At 62.7% G+C, this 19,164-nt stretch carries 22 protein-coding genes and 1 pseudogene; 17 read left to right on the top strand and 6 right to left on the bottom strand.

Annotated features, from left to right (window positions below):
• Nucleotides 1-155 precede the first annotated feature (155 nt).
• The 4 genes from C1878_RS06750 to C1878_RS06740 form a co-directional block, all read right to left on the bottom strand.
• Nucleotides 156-518, bottom strand: coding sequence for a hypothetical protein (locus C1878_RS06750; protein ID WP_114600865.1), 363 nt, complete (start codon nt 516-518; stop codon nt 156-158).
• Between the two features lie 271 nt (nt 519-789).
• Nucleotides 790-1,542 (bottom strand): hypothetical protein, encoded by a 753-nt coding sequence (locus C1878_RS06745; protein WP_015760194.1) that lies wholly within the window; start codon nt 1,540-1,542, stop codon nt 790-792.
• A 17-nt stretch (nt 1,543-1,559) separates the two neighbouring features.
• Entirely contained in the window at nt 1,560-1,727 is a 168-nt protein-coding gene (locus C1878_RS16575; protein ID WP_158539748.1) for a hypothetical protein, read from the bottom strand.
• Nucleotides 1,728-1,887: 160 nt separating this feature from the next.
• Nucleotides 1,888-2,592 (bottom strand): hypothetical protein, encoded by a 705-nt coding sequence (locus tag C1878_RS06740; protein WP_015760196.1) that lies wholly within the window; start codon nt 2,590-2,592, stop codon nt 1,888-1,890.
• 217 nt (nt 2,593-2,809) lie between these two features.
• Between C1878_RS06740 and C1878_RS06735 the strand changes: the two genes are divergently transcribed.
• From C1878_RS06735 to C1878_RS06650, 17 genes and pseudogenes are all read left to right on the top strand, one after another.
• Nucleotides 2,810-3,241 carry a hypothetical protein gene (locus C1878_RS06735; RefSeq protein WP_015760197.1) on the top strand — a complete coding sequence of 144 codons (432 nt, stop codon included), beginning with the start codon at nt 2,810-2,812 and terminating at the stop codon, nt 3,239-3,241.
• A gap of 254 nt (nt 3,242-3,495) precedes the next feature.
• A complete protein-coding gene (locus C1878_RS06730; RefSeq protein WP_015539410.1) occupies nt 3,496-3,921 on the top strand; it encodes a single-stranded DNA-binding protein in 426 nt (141 codons plus the stop codon).
• 336 nt (nt 3,922-4,257) lie between these two features.
• Entirely contained in the window at nt 4,258-4,530 is a 273-nt protein-coding gene (locus C1878_RS06725) for a hypothetical protein (RefSeq protein WP_015760198.1), read from the top strand.
• 230 nt (nt 4,531-4,760) lie between these two features.
• Nucleotides 4,761-5,309 carry a ParA family protein gene (locus C1878_RS06720; RefSeq protein WP_015539412.1) on the top strand — a complete coding sequence of 183 codons (549 nt, stop codon included), beginning with the start codon at nt 4,761-4,763 and terminating at the stop codon, nt 5,307-5,309.
• On the top strand, nt 5,309-5,608 hold the full coding sequence (locus C1878_RS06715; RefSeq protein ID WP_015760199.1) for a hypothetical protein: 300 nt from the start codon (nt 5,309-5,311) through the stop codon (nt 5,606-5,608). Before C1878_RS06720 ends, C1878_RS06715 begins: the two co-directional genes overlap by 1 nt.
• A gap of 116 nt (nt 5,609-5,724) precedes the next feature.
• The gene (locus C1878_RS06710) at nt 5,725-6,291 is read left to right on the top strand and encodes a hypothetical protein (protein ID WP_015760200.1); all 567 of its coding nucleotides are present in this window, start codon (nt 5,725-5,727) and stop codon (nt 6,289-6,291) included.
• Nucleotides 6,278-6,907: a hypothetical protein gene (locus tag C1878_RS06705; protein WP_114600864.1), complete on the top strand. Its 630-nt coding sequence runs from the start codon at nt 6,278-6,280 to the stop codon at nt 6,905-6,907. Before C1878_RS06710 ends, C1878_RS06705 begins: the two co-directional genes overlap by 14 nt.
• Before the next feature lie 21 nt (nt 6,908-6,928).
• Nucleotides 6,929-8,731 (top strand): hypothetical protein, encoded by a 1,803-nt coding sequence (locus C1878_RS06700; protein WP_114600863.1) that lies wholly within the window; start codon nt 6,929-6,931, stop codon nt 8,729-8,731.
• A 181-nt stretch (nt 8,732-8,912) separates the two neighbouring features.
• Nucleotides 8,913-9,278: a hypothetical protein gene (locus C1878_RS06695; protein ID WP_015539417.1), complete on the top strand. Its 366-nt coding sequence runs from the start codon at nt 8,913-8,915 to the stop codon at nt 9,276-9,278.
• 811 nt (nt 9,279-10,089) lie between these two features.
• Nucleotides 10,090-10,701, top strand: a complete 612-nt coding sequence (locus C1878_RS06685; RefSeq protein WP_241963640.1) for a mobilization protein MobC — start codon at nt 10,090-10,092, stop codon at nt 10,699-10,701.
• A gap of 1 nt (nt 10,702) precedes the next feature.
• Nucleotides 10,703-12,763: a relaxase/mobilization nuclease domain-containing protein gene (locus tag C1878_RS06680; RefSeq protein ID WP_114600861.1), complete on the top strand. Its 2,061-nt coding sequence runs from the start codon at nt 10,703-10,705 to the stop codon at nt 12,761-12,763.
• Between the two features lie 3 nt (nt 12,764-12,766).
• Entirely contained in the window at nt 12,767-13,759 is a 993-nt protein-coding gene (locus C1878_RS06675; RefSeq protein WP_114557695.1) for a hypothetical protein, read from the top strand.
• A 180-nt stretch (nt 13,760-13,939) separates the two neighbouring features.
• A pseudogene (locus tag C1878_RS17085) lies at nt 13,940-14,182 on the top strand (hypothetical protein); the annotation flags it as partial.
• A gap of 593 nt (nt 14,183-14,775) precedes the next feature.
• On the top strand, nt 14,776-14,925 hold the full coding sequence (locus tag C1878_RS16570; protein WP_158539747.1) for a hypothetical protein: 150 nt from the start codon (nt 14,776-14,778) through the stop codon (nt 14,923-14,925).
• Between the two features lie 4 nt (nt 14,926-14,929).
• The gene (locus C1878_RS06660; RefSeq protein WP_114557698.1) at nt 14,930-15,157 is read left to right on the top strand and encodes a hypothetical protein; all 228 of its coding nucleotides are present in this window, start codon (nt 14,930-14,932) and stop codon (nt 15,155-15,157) included.
• A gap of 16 nt (nt 15,158-15,173) precedes the next feature.
• Nucleotides 15,174-16,106: a glycosyltransferase family 2 protein gene (locus C1878_RS06655; protein ID WP_199519297.1), complete on the top strand. Its 933-nt coding sequence runs from the start codon at nt 15,174-15,176 to the stop codon at nt 16,104-16,106.
• Between the two features lie 42 nt (nt 16,107-16,148).
• Nucleotides 16,149-17,351 (top strand): hypothetical protein, encoded by a 1,203-nt coding sequence (locus tag C1878_RS06650; protein WP_114557699.1) that lies wholly within the window; start codon nt 16,149-16,151, stop codon nt 17,349-17,351.
• A 152-nt stretch (nt 17,352-17,503) separates the two neighbouring features.
• Here the strand turns inward: C1878_RS06650 and C1878_RS06645 are convergent, their stop codons facing one another.
• Nucleotides 17,504-18,499 carry a nucleotidyl transferase AbiEii/AbiGii toxin family protein gene (locus C1878_RS06645; protein WP_241963639.1) on the bottom strand — a complete coding sequence of 332 codons (996 nt, stop codon included), beginning with the start codon at nt 18,497-18,499 and terminating at the stop codon, nt 17,504-17,506.
• Nucleotides 18,480-19,019, bottom strand: coding sequence for a type IV toxin-antitoxin system AbiEi family antitoxin (abiEi, locus tag C1878_RS06640; RefSeq protein WP_114600860.1), 540 nt, complete (start codon nt 19,017-19,019; stop codon nt 18,480-18,482). Before abiEi ends, C1878_RS06645 begins: the two co-directional genes overlap by 20 nt.
• Between the last annotated feature and the right edge of the window lie 145 nt (nt 19,020-19,164).

Genomic DNA, 19,164 nt, shown 5'->3' with positions numbered 1-19,164 from the left:
GTGGCGATGCCGTAATCGTGGAACCCCGCGGGAAGGTAGAGCGTCCCGTTGTAGGGCGCGCGTCCGACCCGGTAGCACGTGAAGTCACCGAAGGCCGACCCCTCGACGCGGTAGAGGCTGTAGATGTCCCCGCCGCACCGCGCGGATCCGACCGGCTACGTATGCCCGGCGATATCGCGGATGATCTTCCCGTCCGCGTGTCTCGCGGCCGCCTCGCGCGCGAGCGTGCGCAGCTCGGGCACGCGGTCGAGCGGATCGACGGTGTTGACCGTCTCCTCGCTTTCCGTGAACTCCTCGCCGTCGAGCGTGATTTCGCTCACGGTGGTGACCCACCGGGCGAAACCGCGCTGGCAGGCCTCGACCCTGGAGGCCGCCGCGGCCTCGTGTGCCGCCCGCAGTGCCACCTCCCGGCTGTCTCCCTCGTAATGCAGTACCGGCGAATGGAGCGGTCGCACGTCGATATCCTCGGTTCCCGTGAACAGCAGCTCGCGCGACTCCGTCACGAAGAGCGTTTCCATATAGTCCTCCCATATGCGCGCCGGGCGGCCCCATGCCGCCCGCTCGGTAGTCCTTGTACCCCCTGAGGGGAAACGTAAACGCACGCCGCGGAAAAATCGCCGGACCGGGTTCGGGAAAAGGACGGGGCCGAAAACGGCCCCTGTCTTGAAATCTGGATATGGAATCAATCAATCATCGCCATGTCGAACGCTTATATGCGAACTCGGAATCGATCATCGCTGCGCAGTCCCTCCGAGGGCGGGGCCGTCGTGCTATCTGGCGGAACTAGCCTTATTTACCCGCCGTCGGGCGTAGCGCCAACAGGTCATTCCTGATCTCATCGAGCAGCTTCCTGCACTTGAGCTCCGCGGCCTCCATCGGGCTGACGTATCCATCCTCATGCGGGTCGAAAATCATATCCGGGTCTGGCAGCCATTTGCCGTCGTCCTCGCCGAAGGCGGTCTCGGTCATGATGTCGCAGAGGCCCAGGAGCCTGACGAAGATATCGCTCTCCCCGACATATGGGGTCGCGCGTCGGCACGCGCGGAGGTACACGTCGAGCGTCTGGAGGAACAGGTCCTCGGTGCCGATCTCCCAGGGAGGACGGGACTTATCGTCTTCCGGGTTCACCTTGATGTCGTGCAGAATCGAGTCCGGCACGCAGCGCAGGTCTGTAGTCGGCCAGACGAAATGATCGGTCTCCTCGCACAGGTCGAGGAAGTCGTAGGCCTGGTTCCATAGCACGCAGAGCACATCCAGCTGGTTTTCGGTGAGTTTTTCGTCCATGGTCCTATCTCCTGATTCTATGAGGAGGTCGGCGACGTCGATGTGCGCCCAGCAGGCGATATCCTCGACCTTCTCGAAGTCGCTCGGAGCGTGCGTCCCGCGCCGCCAGTCCTTGATCGATGAGATCGAGACGTGCATCGCGCCCGCGAGCTCCCGCATCCTGGCGGCGCCTTTGGCGCCGTGTCCTAGCAACGAATCGAACACGGCGGGGGAGAACGCGAACGTCCCGTCGCCAATCCTGTAGGTGTCTTTCCGCATTGCGGCATCTCTCTTTCTCAATCCTTGCCGAACATGCTGGGGCAGGGCAGCGTCGCGCCGACCCTGGCGATCTCGAAGCGCCGCCCGTCGCACACGATTGCCCTCGGGGTGTTGAGCCCGCACTTTCGGTCGGTCTCGACCGCTATGGGGACGACCTTGGCGTCGAACCTGCTGCATCCGCCCACGTGCCGGACCTCCCTCCCGCTCGGTATCGCGCGCCACGCGCGCGATACCCCCGCCGTCTCCCACCCTGGATACCGCCCTGCGATCCCAACGGGGAGGGCATCCGGGGCGGTACCGCCCGCGCTGCGGTCTCACCGCGCAGCAGGCGGCCTATGGCCATGCCTATTCGGCCGACCCGATGCGGTTGCCGTTCGTGTAGTCGGAATAGGCCCGCTCCCAAGCGTCCTGCACGCGGCGGGAGTCGCATATCTTGCAGAAGATACCCGTCTTGGGCGAGCCGTCGCGCAGCATGAACGTGATGAAGCAGAAGTCTCCGATATCGGGATCCTCGTTCATCATCATGGCGCCGCAGGTGTCCAGCACCTCGCGGTTGTCCTCCTGCGACCCGCCGAGGATATCGATCGTGCAGGTGGCCGTATCCGACGGTCCGACGAGGCCATCCGGCACCGCCGGCAGTGCATCCGGGTCGGTTCCGTCGATCTCCCCAAGGATGCGCGTCTCGAACGTCGAGTTTGCTGCGCGCAGGCGTCCGAGTGCGTCCGCGTATGCGATCGACGAGACGAGGCGTTCGAGCTCCCTGGCGGCAGCCTCGGCGCTGTCCGCATATCCCCGCGGGTCCTTTTCCATGAGCGCGTCGGCGAGCATGGCGACGGCCGCCTCGGCAACCCTGCCGGACTTGCCCATGTCGTCGGCGCACTCGCCGGCGAGTGCCGACAGCGCGCTCGAGTAGAAGGGGATGTCGCTGCGGCGTCCGAACCTCTCGGCCACGCGCCCGCAGGACTCCCTCCATCGTTCCATCAGCGCGAGCCTCAGGTTCGCCGTCTCATCGTGCTCGATGGGCGACACCGTGTCGTGATCCGTAGCCATGTCCATATCCTTCCGTTTCCGTTCCATCCCGCTCCCACGGCTTCCCTAGAGAGCCGTTTACCCCGAATCGCCCCCGCTCATGCCCGCTAAATTGAGATCGGGGAGGAAGGCCGCCTGTCCGTATCTTCCCGTCCGCATCGGAATCGGCTGTTTCCGATGCGCCCGAACGGGGTATCAACTGGTAATACCGAATGAACGACTTGGGCAAGGAGCAGCCATGTATACGGACGATGACGAGATCGGGCGCGCCGTCGCTGCCGATCTGGAGGAATGCTGGCAGGGCGAGGGCTGGTACCGAATCTGCTTCACCGACGGGATGGGATCGTATCCGGCCACATGGTATGGAACCGAAGCGGACCTTGCCGACGACCTTCGCGGTGCCTACGGGGATGCCGGCGAGATCCATCTGCCCTACGCCGAAATCTCTGTGATCGATCAGGCGGTCGAGAAGGTCTGGCAGGGCGAGGGATGGTATCGGGTGACGGGCGGCGACGGCGAGAAATGGGAGCCGGACTTCTACGTTACACGCGAATGCCTAGTCGCCGCACTGCGCGACGCCTACGACGAGGCATCCTTCAGCGGCGCCATATGCGTCCCACGTGTAGAGCCGGCCCCGGACCCTAACCGGCGCCGAACGCACGCCTTCTGAACCGCCCCGTGATTCAAACTGGGCGAGAACCGAACCGGAGGAATCGCTACGCGTTTCCCACAACCGGCTGCCTACGGGACGTATGGGGTCCCTCCGGTCATCCGGCCATGGAAAACGCCGGGCTCCGGTGCCAGCCCAATACATAGCCGCACAAACGCACATCTATGCGCTTACGCATCTGAGCATCTGGGTACATACATGGCGACGAAGGCGGGGGGATCGGCCCCCCGTCGGAACCGAAAGGATAGAAGCCAATGAGCATCAACCGAGTCAACATCACCGGAAACCTCACCCGCGATCCCGAGCTCCGCGCCACCGCGGCCGGCACCCAGGTGCTCTCGTTCGGCATCGCCGTCAACGATCGCCGAAAGAACCCGCAGACCGGCGAGTGGGAGGACTATCCCAATTACATCGACTGTACCATGTTCGGCACCCGCGCCGAGGCTGTCGGCCGCTATATCTCCAAGGGGAGCAAGGTCGCGATCGAGGGCAAGCTGCGCTATAGCTCCTGGGAGCGCGACGGCCAGAAGCGCAGCAAGCTCGAGGTCATCGTCGACGAGATCGAGTTCATGAACTCCCGCCCTGCCGCGTCTCCTGCTGCCGCGGTTGATGGTGGACAGCAGTATGCGGTCCCCGAGGCTCCCGCCGTCGAGGTTGCGGACGAGGACATCCCGTTCTAGCCGACCCGTACAACCCCATACTCAAGTGATCGCCCCACCGGAGACGGCGGGGCTTTTTCATGCCGTAGCCCGTCTCCACACGTTTCCCACACCCGGCTGCCTATGGGACGGATGGGGTCCCGCCGGTCATCCGGCCATGGAAATCGCAGGCCAGGGGCCTGCCGACCGGTGTCCGGGCGGCCCGCTGGGCAAATTATCGAATTACGCAGACGCATACGTGCGCATTTACGTGTTTGTGCGTTTACGCATGTGCGCAGCTGGGTACATACATACCAGCGGCAAGGGAGGCCGCGACCGCGTCGGCGCGGGATCGCCGAATATCGGAAGGAGGCCGTCATGGCCGGTTGCAAGAGGGAAGTAATGGAGCCGAGCGGAAGGGAGAAGGTCGCCGCCGCCGCCGCGCTGGTCGCGGGGCTCGTCGGGATGTGGTTCATGCTCGCATACAGCTATGTCTACATCAACTGCGCCGTGTTCCCGGTGGCGGGCGCGCTCATCGCGTACGCCTACGACGTGGCGGAGAGGACGGTGGCGGCACGGAAGGAGTGCTGCCGCAAGGTCGAAACGCGCCGCGCGTATCGCGCCGCGAGGGCGTCGGAATACGGCGCATAGCGGCGCCGGCGGGCAAGAATAAGTAAACGCGCATCCGCACAAGTATGCAGATGTGCGTTTACGCATCCGCATAACTGGGTACATATATGGCAGCGGCAGGGCCCTAGCGCCCTGCCGTCGGCGGATGCGGGACCGGTAGCGACTCGCCGGCCCCGTGCCCGCCGCCGGCAGGCGGCAGATATCCGAGAAGGCCGCCCGGAAATCGGGCGGCACCCGTAGAAGGGAAACACATGAAGACAATCGTTTTGGTCAACCAAAAGGGCGGCGTCGGCAAGACGACGTTCGCCGACGAGATCGCCTGGGGCCTCGAGCGCCGCGGGCGTGAGGTCGGCTTCATCAACCTCGACCCGCAGGGCGGCGCGAGTCACGAGCAGAAGACCGTCGAGGGCGAGAAGGCCGTCACCGTCGTCGACACCCCGGGCTATCTGAACGACAAGCTCGGCGGCTGCGTGGAGGTCGCCGACATCGCGATCGTCCCCGTCGAGCCCAGCCAGCGCGGCCTTCGCGCGATGAAGCGCACGATCCAGCTCATCACGGGCGTCAACCCCGAGCTCGAGATCGGCCTGATCGTGAACCGCTATTCCGACAAGCGAATCATCGACCGCAGCTTTACCGACTTCCTCACCGCCGACGACCTGCCCATCCTGGGCTGCGTGCCGACCGCCGAGGCGTTCAAGCGCGGCGCGTCGTTCAACCGACCGGTGTCCGAGGTGCAGCCGGGCGGCCGCGCGGCGGACGCGATCGAGGGGATTCTGGACAAGGTGGAGGCGATGCTGTAATGGCGAGGACTAAGAAGGCGGACTCCGCCATCAACAGCTTTTTCACTGACACCTCCAAGGAGATGGTCGAGCGCCAGGAGACGATCGTCGAGAAGGTCGTGAACCCCGACTCCGAGCCGGCAGCTGAGAAAAAGGCGGCGGCCTCTGAGGGTCCGACGCACCGCCTGAGCGTGATCGTCCCCGACGACCTCTACTGGCAGCTCAAGGAGTACCTGGTGGAGCACCGCCGCGAGGGCTACCGCAGTGCGAGCGACCTCATGCGCTCGCTGCTCGAGGAGCATCTGCGCAAGGACCGCTAGGCCGGTCGGAACGCCATCGAATAGAAGGGAAAACGGAAATGACAGCATTCGAGTACAGCGCCCAGGGCTACCGCGTCGCGCCCTATATCGCGGATCTTGGCAAGAAGGAGGCCTAGATGGATGCCGATGCCGGGCGCGTCCGCACCGCCCTGCGACTCCAGGCCGTCGCGGCCCGCGTCCACCACATGGACTGTGCGGGTTTCGCCGAGGAGGTGTGCGATGCCGTGGACGTCGCCGGACGTCTGGGCTATCTGGGTTGCTTGCACGCGGTTGTGAGGCTCGCGGCGGCCCGCGAGGCGATGCCGGACGCCGACGGGATGACGTGCGGCGAGCTAGGCTGTCTCGCCGGCCTCCGCCGCCAGGCGCGCGCCACCGACACGCTGGATGCCGACAGCTTCACCGCCCGCATCCTCGCTGCCCTGGATATCAAGGGGTGGTCGGATCGATCTTCCTACCAAATCGCGGCGATGCGCCTGGCCGACCTGATTGCCCCGGTCTCGCTGATGGCGTCCCCGGAGCGCACGGAGCGCGGAGACCGCGCCCTGTATTCCTACACCTGCGGGCGATGTGGCGCACGCGTGACCGTATCGGTGTGCACGCGTTGCCCGTCCTGCGGCGCCCCCATGGTCGCCGCAGGACATGGCGCTCCGGTGATGAAAGGGGCGATCCATGTCGACTCGTAAGCTGATAAAGGGCGACCGCTACCGCGCCGGGCTGTGGAAGCTGGAGGACAGCTGCTATGAGGGGCATGTCCGTATGCCCAACGCCAAGTTCATGATCAGAACGTACCGCTGTACGCAAGGCGAGGCGGTCGCGAAGTTCGATTCGTGGGTGGAGGCGGAAGGCCTCGACCTCGCTGAGGATGGGGCCAGGGAAGCCTGCGAGGGCAGCATCGACGACGGTATGGGGACTGCGAGGCGCCCGTTAAACCGCGAGGAGCGCCGTGCGATGGAACGCCGCGACCGAAAGATAAAGAAGCGCCAGGCGCGAAAGGCGGCATCGGAGGCCGATGCCGCGCGACAGTCACAGGATATGGGGAAGGAAGAGACGGAAATGCAGAAGGTATCGAAAACGGACGGGCAGAAGACGGCGGCCGCGGGGACAAAGGCTCCGGAGACGGAGCCGGCCAGGTGCTACACGCTCATGTGCACGGGCGATCTGGGGACGGCCCCGGTGATGGTATTCCGCAACGAGGGCGACGCGAACGACATGATGCGCGCCCTGGAGCAGGTCGCGAAGGTGACGTCGCCCGATACCGTCTACGACGTTATGGAGGCCCCGTTCAAGGAGGCCATTTGAAGGGTGCTGAGGGGCCGGGGAGTGCAGGCCGCACAGCTGCCCGAACCTGCCGCCGTCCCAGTCCAGCGCCCCGCGTCTCCCGCCCTGGCTCCCGCACTGAGGACCATATCGGGAGAGACACCGCACTACCGCGCGCGCTTCGAGGTCGCAGCGGCCGACGGCGCGGACGCGGCCGAGGCCGTGAAGGAGATCGTCATGGGCTGGCTGCACGCCAAGGGCCTGGACGTACCGGAGGGCGCCGCGGACATCGCGGTGCCCGCGGGCTGGACGGCCGCCGACGAGCCCGACGCCGCCAAGGCCGTCCGCTTTCTCGGCCTATCCGGCGCGCAAGGCGCGGCATGGGCGGTCGAGGCCGATGAGCTCGACGGCGAGTTCTCGCGCCGCCGCTGGCACACGAGGATCGGCCTCGCACCCGCCGGAGACGGCGGGTGCATCCTCAACGTGCAGGTATCGCACTACGCCGTCAACGGCTTTTTCGGATACCAGCGCAACCCGCTGCCGTCCGTGCCGCGCGTCGTGCGCGATATCCTTGCGAACGGAAAGCTAGACGTGAGGATCGGCGCGTCGCGTGTGAGCGTCGAGGAGATATACCTTGACGCGGACACGCTAAAGCGCGATTTCATGTCGAGCCTGACCGATCGCGCGCGCTGCCTGCCGATCGTCCTCATGACGACCGACGACGACGGCAAGACCCCCGTATGGGATGCGACCGAGCTCGCATCGAAGCTCGTGGGCATGGCCACCGTGTACGTCATCGACATGCGCGACGGCGCGTTGGTGCAGGCGTTCCGCGACCTGCTGCCCGACCGGACACCGGCCGGGCGCTACAGGATCGGGCGCAGCGCGGTCATGGTATACCGTCCGGGCATCGACCTGTCGGGCGAGGAATCTCTATCGGCCTGCACGCTCTTCACGCGCCACAGGATCGAGCGCTATGCCGCGGGCGGGCGCGACGGTTTCATCAACGTGCTCATGCAGGGCCTCGGCCGCGGCATCGACGCCCGACCGGGCGACGTCGCCGGAATCGGCGACGTGCTGTGGCTGCGCAGCCGAGTCGAGAGCGAGCGGCAGGGCGAGCGCATCGAGCGCCTGCGCTCGCGCGCGAAGGCGGCAGCCGAGCCGGTCGCCGATATCGACGGGCTGCGCGCGGAGAACGCGCGCCTGCGTGCCGATGCCGAGGCCTGGGAGGAGATCGCGACGGACCAGGAGCGGAGCTATTCCGACGCCACGGCAAAGGTGGACGAGCTCACGAGGACCGTCCAGCGCCTCGAAGGCGAGAAGCGCGCGCTCGAACGCAAGGCGGCGCAGTGCGCGGCACCGTCGGACGACGACGGTGCCGCGAGGGTGGCCGAATGCCTCCAGTCGATCCCGCGCGACCTGACGGACCTCCTGAAGCTCGCGCGATCCATCTGGCCCGAACGTATCGTCGTCCTGCCCGAGGCAATGGACTCCGCGAAGTCCTACGACGGCAACCTCGCCGAGGAATGGGATATCGTCCGCAGCACCGCGACGGCGCTCTACGGCCTCCTGTTCGAGGACGACGGTTGCGAGGGGCAGGTCGCAGACGAGTTCCAGCGCCGTACGGGCTACGAGCTCACCTTCAGCGAGAGCAGCGCCACCAGGGCGCGCGCCGATCTGATGAAGATGCGCGAGAGGAGCTACGGCGGCCGAACCGTCGACATCTCCGCCCACATCAAGGGGAGGAGCCAGAAGAACACCTTCCGCCTTCACTTCTACATCGATCGGGAAAACGAGCTGATAGTCATAGGGCATGCCGGATGCCACATGAAGACCGCCGGCTCGCACCGTCGCGGTTTCAAGTAGCACAGATCCCCGCCATCGGAACCGATGGCGGGGATCCTTTTTGAGCAACGCGCGAAACAGGCGGCGGAAACGGCCCGCGCAATTGCAGGACTGCGGATACGGCGGCCGGCGTTTGGGACCGGGCGCTTTTGGGTAGCATCGAATGGTAATGCCGGCGACGTGACCAGAGGGGAGGGAGAATATGTTCGATACCGATAGCGATGTCCCGTACGACATCGAGCCGACCGCGACCGAGAAGCCGAAGGCCTCGACTGCGGACAGCGCAGCCGAGGCTGCCAAGAAGACGGCCGAGGCCGAGAAGCGCGAGAAGCGCCGCGCCCGCCAGAAGCGCCAAGCGTTCACCGAGCAGATGCAGAACTTGACGATGGACGACATCAGACGCCTGATGGAGTCCAGCGTCGACCTCGGCGGCGTCAGCGACCCGCAGGCCGAGATTGAGCGCCGCATCGAGCGCAACGGCATGGCGTACCTGATGAAGGGCGGCGCCGTGTATGCCGTGGTGCTCTCGAGCGACGACTACGAACGTCTCGCGGACAAGAAGGCGTAGACCTCGCATTGGCGAGGGTCGCCGGGCGAGAGGCCGCCACCGGAACACGGTGGCGGCCTTTTTCATGTCGCGACGCAACGCCCGGAACACTGACCGGACAACGATGGAAAGCGAGCGGAAACGCTCGCGGCGGACACAGACGGCCAGGCCCCGCCCCGCCTCGATGCGCGCCCGCCGGAGCCGGGAGGTATCGGATCGGCGCGCACCGAGACGTTGGACACGCGCCCGCGCGCAAGACTCCTGCCGCGATCGGGCACGCAGGCTACCGCACCCCGTCATAACTTCGAGTGCCACGCGGACATGCCGACATCTCTCCGCAAGCAGCTCGTAGATCGGCGCCGGGTCGTCCACGGCATCGCCCTCGGCCGCGAGCAGATCGAGCACGGCGGCCACCCCCTCGATGATACGGGCGCAATCGTCAGCATCCATATGACCCTCCTTCTCATCGCTGAAAACAACTTATACGGCCGTGACGGTATCCGAGCCGTATCGGACTTGCAACAGATGAGCAGCGTCCCGTTCGTCGCGAAAGAGACGAGGGACAGCCGAAACGCGGACGGTATAACGGCATCGGATGACCGGTGTAAACCGGTTTAAACACAGGCAAATAGGGGTAGGATACTGAAAACTTCGCAAGAGACGCATAGTTGTACCTCCATCGTGGATGTATGTACAACTATGCCGCCGGAGGCGGTCAGGTTTCCGCCACCGGGCACAGCCCGCCGACGGAAACCCGCCCGCCTCCGGCGCTTGCCAGGGCTCCGCCCTTGGACCGGGGTCGCGCACAGGTGCGCGAGAAATTGGAGGAAGCGTGGCAAAAAAAGCCACCTCGCAGACAAGGATGGTCAGCATCAGGTTGACCGAGGAAGAGATCGGCACACTCAAGGCCAAGGCGAGCCTTGCAGGTGCGACCGTCACGGACTTCATCCGCGAGACGGCGATCTACGGCAAGCAGGAATTCACGCTATCGAAGCTTCCAGGCGGCGAGCGCGTAGACGTGAAGGAGGCGCTGGAAGGACTGCTCGACACCGAGCACCGCACGGTGCAGAAGCATTTCAATGTGACGCCCTACGAAGATACCTTCATCCGGTCCGCTGCCAAGAAGGCCGGCATGACGCAATCGCGCTTCATGGTCGACCGCATCCTCCATACGCCCATGTACTACATCGGCGACCCCGATTTCTTTCAGAAGTTCTTCTACGAGCTCAACAAGCAAGGCGTGAACCTGAACCAGCTCACCGCCGCGGCCAACACACTGGTCCTCCTACAGGACATGCCCGACGTGAGCAAGGAGCATCGACGCGAGCTGATCGGGCAGATCGAGAACTTCGTCGCAACCCTGAAGGACCCCTACTGCAAGGCGCTCGCGGAGACGCGCGGCCTCATGATGCAGCTCAGGCGGCAGTCGGAAGTGGAGCGCTAGCATGGCGATGCTCAAGACGCTCGCCCGCAAGTTCGGCGGATGCAAGCAGATAAAGGACTACCTCGCGCGCAACGGCCGCGCCGTGACATTCCGTTCCAGCTCAATCGAGTTAGACGACGGCGACTGGGACGAGCGGATGAACGAGACGCGCCAGATGTTCGGTAAGGACAAGGGGCGCAAGTACTACCATTTCGTGATCTCGCCCGACCCCGAGGACGGCCTGGATGCCCGAGCGGTCGATACGCTGGCATACGATTGGGTGCGTGAGCGCTACACTGGATACCAGTGGGTGATCGAGACCCACATCGACAATGGCATCCCGCACGCGCACATCGTGGTCAACTCCGTCAACCCGGTGGACGGCAGGAAGATACACCTCGACGACGATGACGTGCAGGCCGACGCGATGGAGCTCCAGCGCATCTGCCACGATTACGGCTATTCGGCGTTCGACAACTTCAGGTTCTCAAGAGACGAGGACGGTGCCTGGTACGCGCGCACGCCGCGCCCCGACCGTCGCCGCGAGGTCGTCTTGCAGGAGGCGCGCCCGGCTCGCCGGCATGTGACGGACGCCCAGCGCCGCGCACGGTACAGCGGGAAGAAGCTATGGACCGACGCGATGCACGACGATATCGAGTCGGCCCTACAGGGTTGCCGTACATGGCCCGCGCTCGAGGGGCGTCTGGCGGAGAAGGGATACCGCATCAACGTCAACCGCCGCGGCGTGCTGACGTTCTACCCGCCCGAGGGCAAAGGGCATCCCGTGAAGGGTTACAAGCTGGACGACTCCTATACGGTCGAAGGACTGCGTGACCGTCTTGCCGTGCGTCTCGAGGGACAGCGCCCGAACGTGAAGATGTGCGCCGAGGGCCTTGTCCCGGACGTCGTCCTGCCGCCCATGACTTTCGAGGCGGTCGCGTCCAACAACCTCGAGCGGTCGAAGAGGATCGAGCGCTCCGCCGCGCGCCTCGCCGCCGCGGCCGATGCCGTGAACATCATCCGAGAGCGCGGCTACCTCAGCTACGCGGACATGGCGGCCGACGCCAGACGCCTCGCCGCCGAGGTCGAAGCGCTCGACGCGAAGACCGACGCCCTCAAGCTTGAGGCCGAGCAGACAGCCGAGGCCATCCGCCAGGTCGAGGTATACACGGCCTGCGCCGCGCAGCTGACCGTGCGCCCGGAAAGCCCCGGCGCGCTCGCGGCATGGCGCGAGGACAACGCCGACGAGCTCCGCGAGATGGAAAAGATCCGCAAGTGGATGGCCGAGCGCGGCATCGCGCTCACCGATACGACCTATACGGACCTTCTCGCGCGCCGCGACGGCGTCAAGGCAGATGCCGCGAACCTCGTTTCGGCGGCAGGCGACATCCGCAACCGCTCGCGCCGCCTTTCCGCCGCGGTCGATGTCCTGGCATCATCACAGATGCCTGTCGGCCCCACCGATGTGAAGGGCCGCGGCGAGAGGCAGAAGGGCCCCGGGCGCAACGGGCGCGCCGCCAAGGTCATCACCGCCGAGCAGACCGCCAAGCTGACGCGCGAGTACGTCCGCTATCGCAAGGCCTATTCGGAGGCGATCGCGGCCGGCGCGCTCACGCCGGACAGGATCAAGCAGATCGAGCGCGACCACGAGCGCGCCAAGGCGAAAATCATCAGCGAGCAGCGCGAGGAGGATCTGCGCGCGGAGCGCTCGGCATACGGCATGGCCGGAAGCGAATGGGCGCAGGACGCTCCCGTGACGGTCGCCGCAACCGGCGAGACGGACAAGAGGGCGAAGCCCGGATGGAAGCCCTACCTCCAACGCCCCGCGACCGACAAGCAAATGAAATATCTCGAAGACCTCGTGGAGTCCGGCGTCATCGCGCAGGCCGACATCGACAGCCTCGGCGGCGAGCCGACCATCGCGGACGTCAACGCGCTCCTGAACTCGCATCCGAAGGCCAAGAACCTCGAGCTTGAGAAGAGGGACGGGGACAACGCGAGGGACGCGCGGACATACGCACAGACCCGAGACGACATCGAGGACGACGGCTATACGCCGGCTAACTACACGAGAAGGAGATAGACGGTGAACATCATCGTGAAGATGCACGACAGGACCCGCGTGATCGAGACGACGCGCATGGACCTGCACAGCGGCATCATGCTCGAGGACGACTTCCTCGACATTTCCGACTACCTGAACCAGGGCGTGCTTCTTGAGCGCAGCGTGTTCATCACCACCAGCGATGACATGCAGCTCCTCAAGCGCGCCGTGACGATCATCGAGCCAGATGAGTTGGACGCCATCGATGGCGTCTATGCGGATGGCAAGCCGATCCTCATGAGGACCGAGGACGGGTCGCGTTTGGCCCCGGCTGTGTTCGAGGTGCTGTTCGACGACAGCGGCAACTTCATGGGCGACCACGGGCAGGGCCTATGCATCTACTATGAGTCCGGTAGCTACGAGACGATCGTGCCGACCGTGCTCTCGTTCGGCGACGGCATGCTCATGGCCGACGACCTGATCGATTGGAGCGACCTGGACTCGGGCATCACCTGGACCCGCGGAGCCTGGACGCGCGGCGACCGAAACCTCATGGAGCTCCGCCCCGAACCCACGGTCGTGGTCGATCCTGAGCAGTACGCGCACATGGAGCTCATGACCTTTGGCGGCGCGCTCGTAGCCATGAAGACCGCGGGCGGCATGGTGAGCGGCGGCGGTACCGTCTCGGACGATTCCACCGGCGACGACGCCGCTACCGAAAGCGAACCGCAGCCGTCCCGAGACGGGGAAGCCGACGACACGGCGGCAGTCACCGCCGAAGGCATCGCCTCCGATCGGGTTTCAATTGAAGATACCCCCGACGCCGCCGCATCCGAGTCCCCTGCAGAAACCGCGGGAGACGAAACGGATACCGAAAGCGAACCCGAGCCCGCCGAGGCCGATATCGACTCAGATTCCGAAGATGACCCGGATGAATATACCGATGATCCCGACGACGATGACGATGATGGTGACGGCGGTGATGACGACGATGGTTACGAGGAGGACGATTCGATGTTCGCCGACCTCTTCTAGAAAGTAACCGCAAGGATACCTGCGGCGGCAAAACGGCCGCCGCAGGCGTTTCACCTTGACACCGTCGACGTGAAACCTGCTACTAACGGTGAAAACATGCGCATTAGGTTGATTGGGATTGACGCCCCTGAATCGGTCAACCCCGACGAATCCTAGAACACCGAGGGTGGCCGCGAGGCAAGCGCCTGGTTAAAAGATATTCTTCTGAAAGGGAGTTGCGTTTGTCTCGTAAAAGACGTTTCCGACACCGCCAAATACAGGCGTTACATCCGCTATGTTTGGGTCAGCAACCCGTGCGCGGAAAATGCCGACCCGGCAAATGAAATGCTCAACGCCATCATAGTTACCAGCAGTCATGCCATGGTGAAAGACCGCCCACCCGACACGACGTATTCTCAGCTGCTTCATTCGCTAGAACACTGATCTGCTTGCTCACTCAGTGAATCTCCATCGTTTGTTCGCTACCCGATAACGGGTTCCTGTTTGATAATCGGATATATGGAAGATTGGATAAAAGACGGCAACGGCAGAATGAGACGCGTTCACAAGCGATACGTTGACGTCGTCGCACACATGCGCGACGACGGCTTTTTGGAGCCACTAAGCATCGCGTGGCGCGACGGTCGCACCTTTAGAGTGACGCAAGTGATCGAGGTGGGGGAGTTCCGCCCCGGCTTCGAAGGCTTCTTCACGGCTAAATACCGCGTAAGCATTGCAAACCGAAGAACGAGCTTGTACCTAGAGCAGCACCTAAACCGACCAGAAACAGGCATGCCACCAACCGTCCGATGGTGGGTTCATGAGTTCGTATAATTGTCAGAACAAGCCAATGGTATAGAGCCTTCTTATGCTCGCGACACCTACGCCAAGGCACCCGGAAACCGGGTGCCTTTTTCGATATTTACCCCGTTCAACGAATAGATTTTTCCATCGCGGGTAGAACTCTGGACATTGGAGGCGTATCCCCTCATAGCGATTGAAGACCCGAAACGACATCCAAGGGGAAGGAGTTCGAAATGTCTGTAGATGCAAGTGACCTATACTCCATCGAACGCAAGTTGGAGAGGGTTGCCGATGAGCTGCGCAGGCGCAACGAGATCGAGGCCCAAAAGCTCGATCTGCTGAAGCAGATCGAAAAGAATTTATCCAATAAGGACAAGGAGTAGACCGATGACCGTTATCCAGTATTGCCGCGAAAAGACCAATGTGGGCGAACTCGTGATCATCCGAGAAGGCGGGTGGGTGACGTGCGCGGCCTTTATCGACCACGAGGATTTATTTCGCCTGCCGCCCTCTATAGCCAGGGCCGAGGTTATTGGCGAAGAGTGCGGCCAGATTCGCCTCGCGAACCGAGAGGGCGGCTTTGAGGACGCTCCGTGCGTTTATCTCGATATCTAATAGGGAAGTGCTCTGGGTGGATCAAGACGAGATTGCGGTAATCATTCCCTGCTATAACGAGGCTCAGACTATCGGCAAGGTGGTTGACGACTTCCACCGCGAGCTGCCCGAGGCAACGGTCTACGTTTATAACAACGATTCGACCGACGCGACCGCCGAGATTGCAGCGAAACACGGTGCAACCGTCCGATTCGAGCCGCGCCGCGGCAAGGGAAACGTCTGCCGCCAGATGTTCCGCGATATCGATGCCGCCTGTTACCTCATGGTGGACGGTGACGATACCTATCCTGCCGAGGCGGCGCGATGCCTATGCGAGCCGATCCTAGTCGGGCATGCCGACATGGTGGTCGGCGACAGACTGTCAAACGGGACGTACGCCAAGCAAAACAGGCGGGCGTTCCATGGCTTCGGAAACGATTTGGTTCGCGACATGATCAAATGGATTTACGGTTACGAATACTCCGACGTCATGACGGGCTATCGCGCCATGTCCAAACCCTTTATCAAGACGTTTCCCGTCCTTTCCTGCGGCTTCCAGATTGAGACCGAGCTATCAATTCACGCCGTCGACCGGCGCTGGCGCATTGCCGACGTCCCGGTGGAATACCGCGACCGCCCCGAGGGCTCGGTCTCAAAACTGAACACAGTGAAAGACGGCCTGAAGGTGATCGCGATGATCGGCACCCTGTTCAAAGACTACCGCCCGTTGAAGTTCTTCTCGCTGGTTGCCCTGGCGTTCTGCATCGGCGGCCTGTTCGCTGGAATGCCGGTAGTGACCGAATACCTCGCCACCGGCCTCGTACCGCGGTTTCCGACCGCCATCCTCGCCGCGGCACTCATGTTCATGGCCGCCCTCTCGCTCGCCACGGGCTTCATCCTGGACGCCGTGGCGAAAGTCGAGCGAAAGCAATGGGAGCTCCGCGTATACCGCCAGACCGAGAACAAATAAGGCAAAAGCATGCCAGTTTCGTTGACTGAAAGAGGGGGCCATATGAGCACCGATCGAATCTATATCGCGAAGGACGGGAAGTCGGGTAAGCATGTCCTCGTCAGAATCCTGGCAATCGACGATATAGGGGCGAATTATCCTCCGGTAGACTCCAATGCCTTCAATGAGCTCATGATGGCGAGGGATGCGAAGTCGCTGGTCTTGGCGGCACAGGGTCTCGGCCCCATGTTCGCCGCAAAGGACGATCTCGCAGGTCGCATCTTCATACCCGGTGAACTTCAGCAGGGCATCGTGCGTGAAATGAACCTCGTCCCATCCGATCTGGGCAGTCTGCTATCTGAGTGCTACTTCGATCCATATGCCGAGCCCACTGGAACAGACGGAGTAGGCTATAGGGAAATCGGCAGGACGGGAAAGAAAGCCGCGAGGGACCTTATCGACGGGTTTGACTTCTCGAAAGCCGAGGACCTGTCCTACCTCGATTTACGGTTCCGAGCTGTCGTAGAGCCATTGCACGACTGGATTTTTGCAAGGAACCTGCTTTCGATAGTCCTGCGCATAGGAGGGCTTTACAGGACAGGAGCTGACCCCAAGACCATCCTGGAGTCCGCCCGGTTTCGCAAGGTCGAGCCGTCGGATCTGAAAGACCGGTTCGATATGGGCCCCGGCGCCTGCTTTGCGATCCCCGTGGCATACAACCCGTTCTATCGCACAGATATCCTCTCAATTGCCGACGCGCCCCTCGATATCCGAAGTGCCTGGCCCCTTTACGCCAACCTTGTCGATATCGGGAAGCCGTCAAATCAGGTCGCCATCGGCCATCACCTGAAAGGCGAGGGAAACGAATTCGTTAGATTCCTCACCTTGTCAGGCGGGAGTATCGACCGCAAAGGCCGCCCGGAAGAGAACAGATGGTGTTATCTAGCCGTAAGCTCAGACATCGACAGTAAGCCCGTAAAGGATCAGATGCAGATAGCGAACCGATTGCTACAGGCAATTGATGGAAGGCTCTTTCAGCCGCAAATCGCATATTCCGGCGTGAAGATGACCGAGATCGCCTCCGAGCGAAAACCGCGTAACATACTAGAAGCAATGTGGCTGCTCGCCAGAAACCACCCCGACCGTTACCTACTGACTTGCAGGAGATGTATGCGGACCGTGCTCTCGGGAACCCAGGGTGGCGAGCGTTCATTTTGCAGCAACTCGTGTCGTGCGACCTACTGTAAAGAACAAGCGGCAAAATAGCGACAGCATCACAACCCTCGCCGGAAATCGGCGGGGCCCACACCCATATTGATCCCAGCCAGCTTCACATACGAAGGCGAACTCCTGACAGATCGCCGGGCGAGACTTGCATCCCAAACCGAGCCAGGAAAGTAATCCCCCCAGTCACCTCTTTAAGAAAGGCCCAAAGTCCTTTTCGGTAGCACGGCGGACGAAATCGATCCCGAAGATATCTCGGTTGCGAGCCTGCGCCTGGCATGCTCGACCTGATCCGAGATGCCGAGGGAGGCGGCGACGCGACCGTAGCACTTTTCGACGATAGCGTTGAGGGCATCGCAGTGGTTATCGAAATCGCGCGTGCGGTCGAGAACGGCAGGGGATAGGAAACGCTGCATCTGCCCGGTGAATGACCCGTCGGCATAGCAGACGTGCGCTCGTTGCATGCCGACGGCAATCATGCTGGAAAGGGGCACGGGACAGCGGTAATCATCGTGCTTTGCCGCAACGAGTACGGCTACGGCAGGGAAGTCGATTTCCTGCGCACGGACGATCCAGGGAATGTCCCAGAGGTCGCGGTGCCTGATATGCGTATCGGTGGCTGAGAATGAGATCAGCTTATCGGCCAAGATTTCCTCGAGTGTCTGGCACCGGATTGTAAGGTCGTCATACATTCCGGCGAGCTCGGGATAATTGACCGCGACGCGACGGACAGTGGATGTATGCGCCGGAACGGACGCGATCTCGAGTTTGATTCGCTGTTTCGGCAAATCAGGGCGCGCAATGTTGGTGTTTACGGAAACCGTCCATCTACGCATCCCGACACCATCGAGATCGTTGACGACCTTTGGTTCCCTGACGCTCACTTCGGTATCGTAGGATCTCAGCAGATCGCAACGCAGGGTCCTTGAGAAATCGTCCAAGGGGAGCGAATCGAACTTATCGCCGGCAACGAAATCGAGGTCTTCGCTATATCGCTGCGATCCGTAGCAGAGGCGCAGTGAAGTCCCGCCCTGAAAGGTGATGTCTTGAAGCAGGCCGTTCCTCCCGAGGGACCGGATGATCTCGTAATGGACGATTTCTTTTTCGATGACGGGCGTGAGCCCGGCGCCATCGACCTTGCTGGCGATCTCCCCGGCAAGTTCTTCAAGGTCAATCAGCATCCACTTCATCCCAATCGATAAGCTCCAGGCTGCGCTTCCTCGAGACGAGGTCGTGCAGGCAGCGCTCCTCGGTCGCGATCGGCAGCCGATTCCTCGGCATACGGTCGAGTATTCCCCGTTTGACGTCGTTCAAACCATCGTTCGTGTGAACGAACTCGATGGCACCGAAGCGGGTATCGACGAGACCTTCCGCGCCCGTCGTCACGCATGAGATGCGTCCGAGCGGGATCTGCGAGATGAAGCCCCACTGCGATGCCGCGGACTCGAGGCTTTCATAGGTGACCTCGCCGGGGCGCAAAAACGCCGCGATATGGCCGAGCAGGTCGCAGCCGTTGGGGTGGAAAAGCAGGTAGAGGTACGCGTCATGGGCGATGCGCTCGAGGATGCCGTCCGCGGTGAGCCTCTTGATGGTCGAGCGGAGCGTATCGCCGGACTCACCGAAAAGCCCCCCCAGCTCGCGGCTGCGGAAAAGGATTCGGCCCTCCAGGTCGCACCCATGCAGAATCTTGATTGCCTCGACGCTTTTCACAGAAACCCTCCCGTCTCCTCTCAACAACTATACCCGAGTGGTCTAAGTTTAAACCACTTACCACAAGAATACCGTCCCACACCCTCTCCAAAGTCTCCCTCCCTGGAAAGCCGTCCGCATCTTCATCAAGCCGGACTAATCTGAA

The organism is Gordonibacter sp. 28C (genome assembly GCF_003339845.1).
Lineage (GTDB): Bacteria > Actinomycetota > Coriobacteriia > Coriobacteriales > Eggerthellaceae > Gordonibacter.
The sequence above is the reverse complement of the archived record's forward strand: the minus strand, read 5'-3'. Positions and strand labels throughout refer to the sequence as shown.

What these genes read in the sequence shown, in the direction of transcription:
- C1878_RS06750 (WP_114600865.1), bottom strand. Translation starts at nt 518, where the DNA reads ATGGAAACGCTCTTCGTGACGGAGTCGCGCGAGCTGCTGTTCACGGGA.
- C1878_RS06745 (WP_015760194.1), bottom strand. Translation starts at nt 1,542, where the DNA reads ATGCGGAAAGACACCTACAGGATTGGCGACGGGACGTTCGCGTTCTCC.
- C1878_RS06740 (WP_015760196.1), bottom strand. Translation starts at nt 2,592, where the DNA reads ATGGCTACGGATCACGACACGGTGTCGCCCATCGAGCACGATGAGACG.
- C1878_RS06735 (WP_015760197.1), top strand. Translation starts at nt 2,810, where the DNA reads ATGTATACGGACGATGACGAGATCGGGCGCGCCGTCGCTGCCGATCTG.
- C1878_RS06730 (WP_015539410.1), top strand. Translation starts at nt 3,496, where the DNA reads ATGAGCATCAACCGAGTCAACATCACCGGAAACCTCACCCGCGATCCC.
- C1878_RS06725 (WP_015760198.1), top strand. Translation starts at nt 4,258, where the DNA reads ATGGCCGGTTGCAAGAGGGAAGTAATGGAGCCGAGCGGAAGGGAGAAG.
- C1878_RS06720 (WP_015539412.1), top strand. Translation starts at nt 4,761, where the DNA reads ATGAAGACAATCGTTTTGGTCAACCAAAAGGGCGGCGTCGGCAAGACG.
- C1878_RS06715 (WP_015760199.1), top strand. Translation starts at nt 5,309, where the DNA reads ATGGCGAGGACTAAGAAGGCGGACTCCGCCATCAACAGCTTTTTCACT.
- C1878_RS06710 (WP_015760200.1), top strand. Translation starts at nt 5,725, where the DNA reads ATGGATGCCGATGCCGGGCGCGTCCGCACCGCCCTGCGACTCCAGGCC.
- C1878_RS06705 (WP_114600864.1), top strand. Translation starts at nt 6,278, where the DNA reads ATGTCGACTCGTAAGCTGATAAAGGGCGACCGCTACCGCGCCGGGCTG.
- C1878_RS06695 (WP_015539417.1), top strand. Translation starts at nt 8,913, where the DNA reads ATGTTCGATACCGATAGCGATGTCCCGTACGACATCGAGCCGACCGCG.
- C1878_RS06680 (WP_114600861.1), top strand. Translation starts at nt 10,703, where the DNA reads ATGGCGATGCTCAAGACGCTCGCCCGCAAGTTCGGCGGATGCAAGCAG.
- C1878_RS16570 (WP_158539747.1), top strand. Translation starts at nt 14,776, where the DNA reads ATGTCTGTAGATGCAAGTGACCTATACTCCATCGAACGCAAGTTGGAG.
- C1878_RS06660 (WP_114557698.1), top strand. Translation starts at nt 14,930, where the DNA reads ATGACCGTTATCCAGTATTGCCGCGAAAAGACCAATGTGGGCGAACTC.
- C1878_RS06650 (WP_114557699.1), top strand. Translation starts at nt 16,149, where the DNA reads ATGAGCACCGATCGAATCTATATCGCGAAGGACGGGAAGTCGGGTAAG.
- C1878_RS06645 (WP_241963639.1), bottom strand. Translation starts at nt 18,499, where the DNA reads ATGAAGTGGATGCTGATTGACCTTGAAGAACTTGCCGGGGAGATCGCC.